The 12,118-nt window shown below is 46.3% G+C and carries 12 protein-coding genes, 1 tRNA gene and 1 pseudogene; 6 read left to right on the top strand and 8 right to left on the bottom strand.

Annotation, left to right across the window (positions count from 1 at the left end; all coding sequences use genetic code 11):
- On the bottom strand, window positions 1–237 hold the full coding sequence (locus HUN05_15695) for a hypothetical protein (protein WDP86391.1): 237 nt from the start codon (window positions 235–237) through the stop codon (window positions 1–3).
- A gap of 179 nt (window positions 238–416) precedes the next feature.
- Here HUN05_15695 and HUN05_15690 point away from each other — a divergent pair, with 179 nt between their 5' ends.
- The 4 genes from HUN05_15690 to HUN05_15675 all read left to right on the top strand — a co-directional run bounded on the left by HUN05_15690 (window position 417) and on the right by HUN05_15675 (window position 4,428).
- On the top strand, window positions 417–833 hold the full coding sequence (locus tag HUN05_15690; GenBank protein WDP86390.1) for a YjbQ family protein: 417 nt from the start codon (window positions 417–419) through the stop codon (window positions 831–833).
- Between the two features lie 10 nt (window positions 834–843).
- Complete coding sequence (locus HUN05_15685) at window positions 844–1,524, top strand: response regulator transcription factor (protein ID WDP86389.1); 681 nt, start codon at window positions 844–846, stop codon at window positions 1,522–1,524.
- Window positions 1,517–2,938: a HAMP domain-containing protein gene (locus HUN05_15680; GenBank protein ID WDP88092.1), complete on the top strand. Its 1,422-nt coding sequence runs from the start codon at window positions 1,517–1,519 to the stop codon at window positions 2,936–2,938. Before HUN05_15685 ends, HUN05_15680 begins: the two co-directional genes overlap by 8 nt.
- Before the next feature lie 77 nt (window positions 2,939–3,015).
- Window positions 3,016–4,428, top strand: coding sequence for a Do family serine endopeptidase (locus tag HUN05_15675; protein WDP86388.1), 1,413 nt, complete (start codon window positions 3,016–3,018; stop codon window positions 4,426–4,428).
- Window positions 4,429–4,522: 94 nt separating this feature from the next.
- On the opposite strand, the gene HUN05_15670 is transcribed toward HUN05_15675, so the two are convergent.
- On the bottom strand, window positions 4,523–4,831 hold the full coding sequence (locus tag HUN05_15670) for a hypothetical protein (GenBank protein ID WDP86387.1): 309 nt from the start codon (window positions 4,829–4,831) through the stop codon (window positions 4,523–4,525).
- Between the two features lie 118 nt (window positions 4,832–4,949).
- Between HUN05_15670 and HUN05_15665 the strand changes: the two genes are divergently transcribed.
- Both HUN05_15665 and HUN05_15660 read left to right on the top strand, forming a co-directional pair.
- Complete coding sequence (locus tag HUN05_15665; GenBank protein ID WDP86386.1) at window positions 4,950–5,831, top strand: LysR family transcriptional regulator; 882 nt, start codon at window positions 4,950–4,952, stop codon at window positions 5,829–5,831.
- A gap of 709 nt (window positions 5,832–6,540) precedes the next feature.
- Window positions 6,541–7,188: a FadR family transcriptional regulator gene (locus HUN05_15660; protein WDP88091.1), complete on the top strand. Its 648-nt coding sequence runs from the start codon at window positions 6,541–6,543 to the stop codon at window positions 7,186–7,188.
- Between the two features lie 21 nt (window positions 7,189–7,209).
- Here the strand turns inward: HUN05_15660 and HUN05_15655 are convergent.
- From HUN05_15655 to HUN05_15630, 6 genes and pseudogenes are all read right to left on the bottom strand, one after another.
- Window positions 7,210–8,186, bottom strand: a pseudogene (locus tag HUN05_15655) (asparaginase).
- A 20-nt stretch (window positions 8,187–8,206) separates the two neighbouring features.
- Window positions 8,207–8,353, bottom strand: a complete 147-nt coding sequence (locus HUN05_15650; protein WDP86385.1) for a TRAP transporter large permease subunit — start codon at window positions 8,351–8,353, stop codon at window positions 8,207–8,209.
- Window positions 8,304–9,470 (bottom strand): TRAP transporter large permease, encoded by a 1,167-nt coding sequence (locus HUN05_15645; protein ID WDP86384.1) that lies wholly within the window; start codon window positions 9,468–9,470, stop codon window positions 8,304–8,306. Before HUN05_15645 ends, HUN05_15650 begins: the two co-directional genes overlap by 50 nt.
- 52 nt (window positions 9,471–9,522) lie before the next feature.
- The gene (locus HUN05_15640) at window positions 9,523–9,972 is read right to left on the bottom strand and encodes a TRAP transporter small permease (GenBank protein WDP86383.1); all 450 of its coding nucleotides are present in this window, start codon (window positions 9,970–9,972) and stop codon (window positions 9,523–9,525) included.
- A gap of 122 nt (window positions 9,973–10,094) precedes the next feature.
- A complete protein-coding gene (locus tag HUN05_15635; GenBank protein WDP86382.1) occupies window positions 10,095–11,084 on the bottom strand; it encodes a TRAP transporter substrate-binding protein in 990 nt (329 codons plus the stop codon).
- A gap of 782 nt (window positions 11,085–11,866) precedes the next feature.
- A tRNA-Ala gene (locus HUN05_15630) sits at window positions 11,867–11,942 on the bottom strand.
- Window positions 11,943–12,118: the final 176 nt, after the last annotated feature.

Raw genomic sequence — 12,118 nt, 5'->3', positions numbered from 1 at the left:
TTAATTCTTGGCCGGGCTATTTTTAATCTGACGAAAGACCCGGATCATTTTGATCAGAAAACTGACTCCTAAAGCCAGACTGATCGTGATAATAAAACTTGCAGCAAAAAAGGTCATGATGAAATTAAAGGGATCTTTCAGGCTGTAGGACGCTCTGAGCAGATCAATGCTGAATACCAGAAAAAATATGGATACCATGAGCATTAGAACCTGGGTAACCCACCAGAAATATTTCATTAATTATCCTTTAATCTACACATCAATTTGGTTTAAATTAAGCGAAGAGGGTATCGTTTTAATACAAAAAAATCAAATCAATATTGATTAAACCAGGAGACGTATACTACTATTTGCCTGGGCGGGATGATTCGTACAATGGATTTGAATCCAAATTAAACTGAATTTAAGGATATAAAATGAAGCATTATCGAAAGGAACTCTGGTTTGAGATCCCTACACGGCGGGCCTTTATTAATATTACCCCGGAAATTGAACGTTGTGTTGAACAAAGTCAGATTCAAAACGGGCTGGTGCTCTGCAATGCCATGCATATTACGGCCTCTGTTTTTATCAATGACGACGAGGCAGGGCTTCACCACGACTATGATCTCTGGCTTGAAAAACTTGCGCCCCATGCCCCGGTGGGCCAATACCGGCACAATGTGGGAGAAGACAATGCCGATGCCCATATGAAACGGCAGGTCATGGGCAGGGAGGTCGTGGTTGCCTTGACCGACGGGAAACTGGATTTTGGCACCTGGGAGCAGATTTTTTACGGTGAGTTTGACGGGAAACGCAAAAAAAGAGTTCTGGTAAAAATCATCGGGGAATAGGATAGATTACATGAGATTGTTATTGGTGGAAGATGATGAGAAAATAGCCTCTTTTGTTGAAAAGGGGCTGCGGTCCGCAGGCTTTGCCGTGGACCATGCACAAACCGGCATTGAAGGCCTTGATATGGCATTGGGCGTGGATTATGACACGCTGATCGTTGATATTATGCTGCCGGAGATGGACGGGTTTTCCTTGATTGAAAAGTTGAGGGCCAAAGGGAAAAATACCCCCATTATTGTCCTGAGTGCAAGGGGGAGGGTGGGAGATCGGATCAAAGGCCTTGAGGCAGGTGCCGATGATTATCTGACCAAACCCTTTTCTTTTTCAGAGCTTCAGGCCCGGGTTCAGGCCTTGATCAGAAGGGCGGGAAACCAGACCGAGCCGGTTTCTTTGACCTATGCTGATTTGAGCGTGGATATTGTCAAGCGCCAGGTCCGGCGGGGACAAGACCTGCTTGATTTACAGCCTTTAGAGTTTTCCCTGCTTGAGTATCTGATTCGGAACCGGGAGCGGGTGGTGTCCAAGACCATGATTATGGAGCATGTGTGGAACTATAATTTTGATCCCATGACCAATGTGGTGGAGGCAAGGATCTGCCGCCTTCGGGATAAAATAGACAAGGGATATCCAATTAAGCTCATCCATACGGTGCGGGGGGCAGGGTATGTCCTTAAAACTCAAAATGCCTGATTTTTTCAGAACCATCGCCTTTAGGCTCACGGTCTGGTATGCAGGCATTTTTTCCATTTCTTCCTGTGTGGTGTTTGCCCTGTTTTATTTTCTAGCCACCCAGACCATATTAAACCAGATTGACCAGGAACTCATGGACAAGGCCGGGTATTTCAGGACGGCAATCCAGCGCAACGGGATCGTGGGCGCACAGAATCTTGCTGTGATCGAAGCCCAGGCTGCAGGGGAAAAACAGATTTTTTTCAGGCTGCTCTATCCCACAGGCGAGGTGTTTGCCTCCTCCCACATGTCCTATTGGAAAGATGTGGGCATTGACGATAACTCCGTGGACAGGCTGATGCACAAACAGGTGCCCGTATTTAAAACCGTCAAGGTGACAGGGCATCACCAGAACGCCAGGATGATGTACGCCTTTGTGGCCCAGAATGTGATCCTCCATACCGGCCTTGCCATGAACGCCCATTCCCGGTTTCTTTCAAGCTTTAAAAAAATATTTTCCATTTCCATGGGCTTTGTCATCTTTTTTTCAGCCGTTTCCGGAATGTTTCTGGCCCGCCAGGCCCTCTCCGGCGTGGCTGCCATTACCCGTACCGCCAGCACCATTAAAGGGTCCAACCTTGACCAGCGGGTGCCTGAAACCGGCAACCAGGATGAACTTGACCTGTTGGCCGTCACCTTTAACCGGATGCTGGACAGGATTTCAGCATTGGTGAAAAGCATCCGGGAAATAAGTGACAACATTGCCCATGACCTTAAAAGTCCTCTGACCCGGATCCGGGGATTTGCAGAGCTTGCTCTGATTCAGGCAAAGCCCGATGATATTGAAACCTATGAGGCCATGGCCGCCAACACCATTGAAGAGTCTGACAGGCTTTTGGACATGATCAACACCATGCTTGTGATTTCAAGGGCAGAAGGCGGTGAAGAGACCTTTGAGTTTGTGCCCATGGATTTAAGCTCTCTGGTCTCCGATGCCTGTGATCTTTTTGTGCCCGTAGCAGAGGATAAACAGATTAGGTTTACCCACAAGGTCGAACCAGAAATCAGGATCAAGGCAGATCCGTCCATGCTCCAGCGGGCCTTTTCAAATATCGTTGACAATGCCTTGAAATATACGCCTGAAAAAGGTGAGGTACAGGTATCCCTGACAGCTGACACAGATGGCCAAAGATCTTTTGTGTCCATCCGGGTGGCCGACACAGGACCGGGAATTAAACCTGACTGCCTTGAAAAGATCTTTGAGCGGTTTTTCAGGGCAGAGTCTTCAAGAACCACCCAGGGTACGGGCTTGGGCTTGAGTCTTGCCAAAACCATTGTGGAACAGCACAAGGGGGAGATTTTTGTTGAAAACCGCAACTATGGCGGATCTGTCTTTTGTATTAGATTACCATATCGTCACTTTGAGATCATTTAAAAATTATCTTTATGCATTATAGTGAGGTTACGTTAAAACACGGCCAATCTATAAATTTAGCTTTAAGGAGGTTTGTTATGAGACAGATAAAAAAAATAATAATGATTGCAGGGCTTTTCTGTATAGCGCTTCTTCCTGCCATTGCCCAGGCCTCAGTGCCCATGGTGCCTGCGGGGTTTTCAGCTCTGGCAGACCAGGCAAAGCCGGGGGTAGTCAATATCCAGACCGTTAAAACCATTCAGGGCGGGGGACGGGTATTTCAGCATTTTTTCGGTTCTCCTTTCGGGGGAAACCAGCAGGACATGGAAAAATTTTTCGGACCTTTTTTTAATCAGCAGCCGAGAAGCCGCACCGAGCGCAGTCTTGGCTCTGGATTTATCATTGATAAAAAAGGATATATTGTCACCAACAACCATGTGATCAAGGATGCCGACGAGATCAAGGTCATTCTTCACAACAACAAGGAATATGATGCCAAGATCATCGGGGCGGATGCCATGACCGATCTTGCCCTGATCAAGATTGAAGCAAAAGGGCTTTTACCCCTTAAATTCGGATCTTCCCAAGATGCTGAGGTGGGCTCCTGGGTGGTGGCCATCGGTTCTCCTTTCGGTCTTGAGCAGACCGTTACTGCCGGCATTATTTCTGCCAAGGGCAGGATCATCGGGTCAGGCCCTTATGATGATTTTATCCAGACCGATGCCTCGATCAATCCGGGCAATTCCGGGGGGCCTTTGCTCAACCTGGATGGCGAGGTCATCGGCATCAACACGGCCATTGTGAAATCCGGCCAGGGCATAGGTTTTGCCATCCCCTCTGATATGGCCACGGGCATCATTGATCAGCTCACCGAATCCAGCCATGTTTCCAGGGGATGGCTGGGGGTTTCCATCCAGAACGTGAGCAAGGAAATGGCTGAATACTACAATCTTGAACCCGGCCAGGGGGTTTATGTGGCCAAAGCCTATGAAGATAATCCCGCCCATGAGGCCGGGATCCGCCAGGGTGACGTGATCATGAGTATTAACGGCAAAGAAATCAATTCCTCCAGGGATTTGACCATCACCATTGCCAATCTTAAAGCGGACCAGAAGATCAAGGTGGCATTGATCCGTGAGGGAAAGGAAAAAACCATCAAGGTCAAGCTTGGCAAAAGACCGGACAAGGTCGGGGATACTCAATTTTCAGGAACAAACAGTTATGATGATTTCGGGTTCATGTTCAAGGAACTGGACAATAAAACCGCCCAGCGCCTTGGATTTCCCACGGGGCTCAAAGGACTGGTTGTTTCCCAGATCAATCCCGGATCATTGGCGGAAAGATCCGGTGTCAGGCCAGGGGACCTGCTGGTTGAACTGAACCATAAAAAGATAAACACCCCGGGGGACTATGCCATGGTCCTGGGTCAGATTCCAAAAGGGGATACCGCCCACTTGTTGTTCAGGCGGGGCAACTCAAGGGTCTTTGTGGTCAGGTTTGTAAAAGAGTAAGCCTTTTAAGGTAAGATATTTTTTCGGGCAGGACCCAAAAGGTCCTGCCCGGTTTTATTTATGGGGTAGATTGTGTTGTATGTCTTGGGCGGTTTTAAATTTTTTTTGCACCTAATCTAACCGCTGTAAACGACAGAAATTTACCTATACGGTTTTTCAGGCTTTGGTCTTTGTTTAATTTGTAGAACCTGCAGGCAATTTGTTTGTTATCCTGCAATTTAGGTGGCCAATTTTCTGGATATTGCAGTGTACCTCCTTTTTTCCCAAAAAGGGGGGGATGATCATAACCCGCTTTGCAGCAGGCCGGTTTTTGTGCGGATTGTTTTTGCCTGGCAACGCTTAATTCCGCCTTGATATCTTTGATGTGTTCTTTGTTCATAAAACTTAAAATAATGGGGTGCATGGTTTTAAATCTCCTTTTTGCGATAAAGAATACAAAAGATATTAGGTTGACTAAGGGTAAAAAGATAATAGTATGATCTGATAAATATCTTCGGAAAAATGGATGATAAAAGGACCCCATGGAATTATACCAACTGCGTACATTTGTGACCGTGGCCGAAGAGAGCCACTTGACCCGGGCAGCCTGCCGCCTGAACACGAGTCAACCTTCTGTCAGCGCCCATATCAAGGCATTGGAACAGGAATTTGGTATTGCTCTGTTTAAAAGAAGCAAAAAAGGAATGCATCTTACCGGCCAAGGGAAAGTTCTTTTGGAAAAGGCAAAAACAGTGCTGGCGTCCTCTGTGGATCTTTTCAATCAGGCTGAAAAACTAAAGGGAAACCCCATGGGCGAGGTCAGAATAGGGCTGAACGCCCAACCCGATCTGCTGAGAGTAAACCGCTTGTTTGAGGCGGGGAAAATAATGTATCCTGGATTGAAATTCCAGTTGATCCAGAAGTCTTCCCACCGGGTTGAAAAAGCCCTTAAGGCCGGAGCCATTGCCTGCGGTTACTTTTTGGACGCTGCCGTTGCCCCGGGGATTGCGACCCGAAGTCTTGGGAAGATTGAATTTTGGGTGACCGGGCCGGCAGACTGGGAGCAGAAGCTTAACAATGCAAATATTCATCATATTAAAGATCTTCCCTGGGTGGTCAACACAGAGGGATGCCGCCTGGGACGAATTATTCGCCAACACTTTGACCTGGGCATAAAGGAGTTGAACACTGCGGTGGAAGCCGACGATGAGGCCATGATCGGATTGATCCGGGCAGGGGCCGGCCTGGGCTTTATGGAGAAAAGCGCAGCCAAAGCAGCCTATGATAAAGGTCAGGTTGCAATCTGGCAGGGAAAACCTTTGTGCGTGGATTTATTGTTTGCGTTTCTTGACGCCCGGCGAGATGACCCGGTAATTGAGGCCATGCACAGGCTCCATGATACGGTTTGGCAGCCTTCGGATTAAAAAACACAAGCGTATCACCGCATTCTAAAAATCCTAAAGCATAAAGTTGAGTTTTTTTTTGCTCTAAATTTGAGCAGGAGATGCTATAAAAAATCAGGTTTACAACTAAAAAAGCCGCTGTTTTACCAGCGGCTTGATAATGGAGGCTGTTTAAAATTTTGATGATGGTAAACGAAAGATAATTTCTTTTTTCTTCTGAAAGCCATCGCCGGGCCCCCTGTTATATACAATATCAAACAGGTTTGATAAACTCTTTTCATATCCGGCATGCGCTGTGTCATTTTCAAAAACATCCCCATAGATGTTACCCATGATTTTATCATAAGTCTTTTGGGTCCCTGCACGGAGAATACCCTTTTTCAGGATGGCGTTTATTGTGCCAGCACGATTGGGGCTGATGCATATCAAATAAGAGAATATCTAAAGAATCAAGACAAACTCGAAAAAGGTAAGATCCGTCAATTAAACTCACCTGGTTTTGAATAATTTGAAATCTTTTTTGTTCTTTTGATTAAAGGAGTCCTGAAATTGGACACGGGATACAGGCACATTCCTATGTACAATAGGCCTGTGCTGTGATATTAAATTTGCGTAATTAAACGCAGTTATAGAATATAATCGGCATTAAAAAAATAGAAATTAATCATCCATGAACGCATCAGCTAAAAGTACAATTCTCACGTCCCCTTTGAAAAAGAAATCTGTGGTCATGCTGGTCATAGAACGCATAAAAATGGCCCTGATCAACGGAGAGTTAAAGCCCGGGGATTTTATTCCTTCCGAATCTGAAATGACCCACAACCTGGGGGTGGGTAAATCCAGTGTAAGAGAAGCCATTAAAATGCTCCAGGCCATGGGTGTTCTTGAGGTCAAACGGGGGCAGGGGACCATTATAAGGAAAAGTCCGGATGAAGATGCCTTAAACCCCATGGTCTTTCAGCTGATTCTGGCCAAGGGAATTCCCCAGGACTTGCTTAATCTGCGTAAGATGTTTGAGCCGGCCTATTCTGTGATGGCCATGGAAACGGCCACGGATAAGGATATTGAAGATATAGAAGAAAAGCTTGTGGAATTTGAGGCAGTCATCGCATCTGGGAATCAATCTGCCAGCCATGATCTGGCCTTTCACATGGCCGTGCTCCAGGCCACCCACAACCGGATGGTTATCCGTATTGGCAAAACCATGATGGAGCTTTTTGACGCTTCCATAGAAACCTCAATGCGGGTGCTTCCCGAAGTGGCATTGAAAGATCACAAGGCCATTTTCAAGGCGTTACGCGAACGAGACGAAATCGCTCTGCGTAACGCCATAGCTGTCAGCTCCACAAGCTGGGAGACCTGCCTTACCTACACATAAGAGCCGGTATCCCCTAATCAATCAGTATAAAAACGCCTGCTGCAGGGCCTCCTTTGTTTCAATGCCTGAGGCGAGAAGCACGATGAGCTTGATCCGTGCTTTTTTACTGTCGTAATCATGGCCGGTGATTACGCCCTTTGATTTAAGGTCCACCACCCCGCCTTTGAAATCATAGACCGGATGGACCCGGCCTTGCTCGCATGCTGTGGTGATGACTACAAAAATACCTTTTTCCACGGCCTTGGCAGCGGCCCGGGCAACCATGGGGGTGACATGTCCCCTGCCCACGCCTTCGAGGATAAGCCCTTGGATACCTAAACCAGCCGCGCAGTCAATGAGGGCCCCGTCCCCGTCAAGGCTGGCTTTTATGATCTCCACTTTGGGGATCGGATTTTTGATCTCATAGGATTCCTGGTGGACTGGCCGGTTGATCATATAGATTTTTGCCTTATCCACATAGCCCAGGTAGCCGGTGCCGAAGCTGGTAAAGGCATGGACATTATAGGCATGCATTTTTTTTACATATTTGGCTGAAAACAGATATTCATTAAACAATACCATCACTCCCATGTCCCTGCAGTCCGGACAGGCCGCAGCCGTGACCGCATCCCGGATATTGGTATAGGAATCTGTTCCCTCCTCAAAGGTGGCCCGCTGGGATCCGGTCAGGACCACCGGCCGGGGATCATCAATGACCAGATCCAGAAAATAGGAGGATTCTTCCAGGGTGTCTGTGCCGTGTGTGATGGCGATTCCAGTTACCTGGGGATCTATAAAATATTCCAGGATTTTATCCTTGAGCATCAAAAGATTTTCAAAGCTCATGGCATTGGAGGGCACCTGGAAAACCGAATCCACTTCTACGCTGATGCCGGCATCAATTTTTTTTTGTCAATGAGTGTATCACCGGACATGGCACCTGAGGTGAATAGTCCGTTGGAATTATTTTTAACGCTGGCAATGGTTCCGCCGGTTGTCAGTACAACTACTTTTTTCATTTGGGTTCCTATGTTTGATATCAGATGAAAATAGTTAAAATTTTGGGAATGAGAATAAAAAGGATCAAAAAGGATACATAGACCAGAAAATATGGAATCACATCCTTTACCACCACTTCAAATTTTTCCTGGGCAATATTGCTGGCGATGAAAAGATTCAGACCCACAGGGGGGGGTGAACTGACCCACGGCAAGGGTAATGATGGTAAATACCCCAAAATAAATGGGATCAATGTGCATGGCGTTTACAAGTCCGATCATTATAGGAACAAAGAGCACAAGCGCAGCCACATTGTCCAGAAAAGTTCCGATGACCAAAAGCATGGCCATGATGATGATCATCACCAGGGTCTGGCTCTGGGTCACCCCCATGATAAAGGCCGCAAAATTTTGGGGGACCTGTTCTGCGGTGATGATAAATCCGAAAAGATTGGCCGTTCCCATGAGAAACATGATCAGGGCCGCATTTTCTGAAGTGTTTTTCAGGATGTTGAATAGCCCTTTTAGGGTCAGTGTCCGGTAGATAAAACATCCCACCACGACACCGTACAGGCAGGCCACTGCGGCAGATTCAGTGGCTGTAAAGGCGCCGCTGTAAATGCCTCCCAAAATGATCAGGGGCATGAGCAAGGCCAGCAGGCTGTCCTTGATGATGGCTTTTTTTTCCGGACCGGACAATTGGGCTTCGCATTGAAACCCCTTTTTTTTGGCGATATAATAGTTGAGCCCCATGATGGCCAGACTGATAATAAGTCCGGGCAGCACCCCGCAAAGAAAGAGATTGCCAATGGACACCCCTGCAATGACCCCGAAAACAACCATGGTCAGACTCGGGGGAATAATCAATCCCAGTGCGCCGGAGGCAGCAATAACGGCGGCTGAGTATGATTTGGAGTATCCTTTTTTTATCATGGAGGGGATCATGACCGTACCGATGGCGGCGGTTGTGGCAGGAGCTGATCCGGATATGGATCCGAAAAAAGCGGATGCCCCGGTTGCCATATGGGCAAGACCGCCCGGGAACCGACCCACCATGATGGCGGCCAGCCCCACAAGACGGTCTGAAATTTTTGCTTCGGCCATGATGTTGCCAGCCAGTAAGAACATGGGAATGGCCATGAAAGGAAAGCTATTCATGCCGTTGAACATTTTTTGTGCAAGAATAATAAAGGGAATATTGCTGCAAAAATAAATGGACACCAGGGAGGCGATGCCTAAGGACACTGCAATGGGCACCCCTAAGATCAGCATGATGAAAAAAAAGATAAATAAAATTGATACCATAATATGCTCCTGTCTCTTATTCGGCCGGGCCGTTTTTTTCTTTGGCGAGCATCTATTCTATAATATAAAAAATAGAGATGGCCGCGCAAAATGGTATGGATGCTACAACATATCCCACGGGGAGGCCTGTTGACGGTGACCGCTGGAGCATGGCCCGAGTCATCAGCGCCCATCCCTGGTACATCAGAATGGCAAAAAAGGTCAGGGTGAGAATATAGCAAAGCTTTTCAACCAGGCGGGTGAGTGCCCCGGGCAATAATTCCACAAAATAATTCACGGCAATGTGGGTCTTGTTCCGAACGGCAATGGTAGACCCCAGCATGATGACCCAGACCATGGCATAGATGGATAGCTCCTGGGTTTCACCCAGGGGGTTGCCAAGGACATACCGGAAAAAAATTTGAGTGAGGACCAGTACCGTCATGATGCCCAAGAGCACAGCGGATAAGGTCTGAATCCAGTTGTTGAGCCTTTCTAATACCTTTGTTAATGTTTTCCCCATTTGAAAATTTCCTGTGCGGGTTAAGGTTAATCCATCGGTTCGGGCGGCAATATCAGTTGTCCGTTGGTAATCTGCTGTCTATGTTTGATTTCAACTCGCCGCCCTTACCGATGGGCTGGTATTTATTTTTTCAAGGTATTAATGATTTCATCAATGATTTCTGCGTTTAATTTTTTCTTGTATTTTTCAATGACAGGCAGAACTTTTTCCTGGAAGGGTTGTTTTTCAACATCAATGACCTGCATTCCGTTTTTCGCAACATCAATCCATTGCTGTTTTTCTAAATCTTCAACCATCTGGGTATGGACGGGACCCATTTGCTGAGCTGTTTCAAGAATAGCTGCCCGGTATTTGGCAGGCATGCCGTCCAGCAGCGCTTTGTTCATGACCAGGGGAGAAGACAGGTGGATATGTCCGGTACGGGATACATATTTTTGAACTTCATAAAATTTTTGGGTCAGGATGTGGGCCGGCGGATTTTCCTGGCCGTCTACGGTACCCAGCTGAAGTGCTGAATAAAGTTCTCCGAATGAAATCACCGTGGGACCGGCGTTGAGGGTTTTAAACGTATCCACAAATACCTCGCCTTCTGGCACACGGATTTTTAACCCGTCCAGATCCTCGGGGGTTTTAATGGGTCGTTTTGAGTTGGTAATATGGCGCATGCCGTTGTCCCACCAACCGATTACTATTGCTCCAAAAGGCTCCATCTGTTTTGCAAGCTTATCACCCACAGGGCCGTCAAGTACCTTGCGGACTTCCCACATGTCGTTGAATAAAAAAGGAAGGTTTAAAATACCCATATCCGGTACCCAGTTGGACAGCACCGTGTCCGACGTCAGAACCATATCATGGGTACCGTACATGCAGCCTTCCACAGATTCTAACTGTTTGCCCAGCTGGTTGGCCGGAAAAACGCTGATTTCAACATTTCCGTCTGTCTTTTGTTTGACGATTTTGGCAAATTCAAGGCAGATATCCTGGTAATGGTGGGTGGGGGCACCGGTGTGACCCAGTTTAATTTTATACTTTTCACCAGCAATGGCGGTTCCGCAAAACGCAATACTCAATCCAAGAACAAAAATCAAACTTTTTAAAAATGGCTTTCTCATAGCATCCTTCTTTACTTAAATTAATAAATTCAAATACTTATACTTAGCATTGCCTTATCCTGAAAATGACCATAGCACGCGAATATAACAGATGTCAATATATATGGTGTCAGTCATCATACGTAAGACATCTGATGTCTTACGTGTTTCGGCAGAAAACTGACCTGCTATAGTCATTCTGGGCAGGTTCTTAAGGGTAAAATAACAATTCATTCAGAAGAGAAAGGTCAAAACCTCAAAATCACACCCAGTCGTTTAAAGAGGCGGCTGTTAAATTGTAGGGCATTCGCGCTCATCTTTTATACACACCGGGCAATCTCCGGGCGGGAGAAAAATAAAACCAGGCCATCCAAATTGGACAGCCCGGTTAAAAAGGAGGAGGGTGATAACATGTTGGGCATTTTGTGCTCCTGGCAAGTTGAGCACGTTGGCAAATTTCCAACATTAGATCCTTTATACCAGTTGATTATAACCTTAACATGACAGGAATATTACCAATTGGTAAGCATGCTTTATGGTTTGGGGACCTGTCCGAAGCATCAGATAAATTACCTGTTCCAAGGAAAAACCTCAATTTTTTTTGGCATGGGGGGAATAGAGATCTTTTGGGATTCTCCTTTTGAAACAATAATTATAAGGATTCCTGCAAAGATAACTGGGTGAAGATGCCTTGATCATTTTCATCCTTCATCTGCTAAATGTGGACAACAGGTACCAGGATTAAATAATCAGGCTTTAAAAATAAAAAAGCCACTGTAATAACAGTGGCCTTAGTATTTTGGTGGTGGAGCTAAGGGGGATCGAACCCCTGACCTTACGGCTGCCAGCCGTACGCTCTCCCAGCTGAGCTACAGCCCCACAAAAGAGTGATAGATGTATAATCGAAACAACTAGGGTGTGTCAACAAAAAAAATATTTTTTTTGGAACAAAACAGATGTTTGCCAAGAATAATATATTGACACAATAAGTTATGAAACGATACTATGGTATGATTTTTTATCATAATATTTTAGCCTAAAAGAGTTAAGGAGAA

The sequence above is a fragment of the Desulfobacter sp. genome (assembly GCA_028768545.1).
In the GTDB taxonomy this organism is placed as follows: Bacteria; Desulfobacterota; Desulfobacteria; order Desulfobacterales; family Desulfobacteraceae; genus Desulfobacter.
Note: the sequence above shows the minus strand (reverse complement) of the source record. Positions and strands in the feature narration are given on the sequence as shown.

Excerpts from the sequence above, each read along its gene's own strand:
- HUN05_15680 (WDP88092.1), top strand. The coding sequence starts at position 1,517 with ATGCCTGATTTTTTCAGAACCATCGCCTTTAGGCTCACGGTCTGGTAT.
- HUN05_15660 (WDP88091.1), top strand. The coding sequence starts at position 6,541 with ATGCTGGTCATAGAACGCATAAAAATGGCCCTGATCAACGGAGAGTTA.
- HUN05_15695 (WDP86391.1), bottom strand. The coding sequence starts at position 237 with ATGAAATATTTCTGGTGGGTTACCCAGGTTCTAATGCTCATGGTATCC.
- HUN05_15690 (WDP86390.1), top strand. The coding sequence starts at position 417 with ATGAAGCATTATCGAAAGGAACTCTGGTTTGAGATCCCTACACGGCGG.
- HUN05_15675 (WDP86388.1), top strand. The coding sequence starts at position 3,016 with ATGAGACAGATAAAAAAAATAATAATGATTGCAGGGCTTTTCTGTATA.
- HUN05_15635 (WDP86382.1), bottom strand. The coding sequence starts at position 11,084 with ATGAGAAAGCCATTTTTAAAAAGTTTGATTTTTGTTCTTGGATTGAGT.
- HUN05_15685 (WDP86389.1), top strand. The coding sequence starts at position 844 with ATGAGATTGTTATTGGTGGAAGATGATGAGAAAATAGCCTCTTTTGTT.
- HUN05_15665 (WDP86386.1), top strand. The coding sequence starts at position 4,950 with ATGGAATTATACCAACTGCGTACATTTGTGACCGTGGCCGAAGAGAGC.
- HUN05_15640 (WDP86383.1), bottom strand. The coding sequence starts at position 9,972 with ATGGGGAAAACATTAACAAAGGTATTAGAAAGGCTCAACAACTGGATT.
- HUN05_15645 (WDP86384.1), bottom strand. The coding sequence starts at position 9,470 with ATGGTATCAATTTTATTTATCTTTTTTTTCATCATGCTGATCTTAGGG.
- HUN05_15670 (WDP86387.1), bottom strand. The coding sequence starts at position 4,831 with ATGCACCCCATTATTTTAAGTTTTATGAACAAAGAACACATCAAAGAT.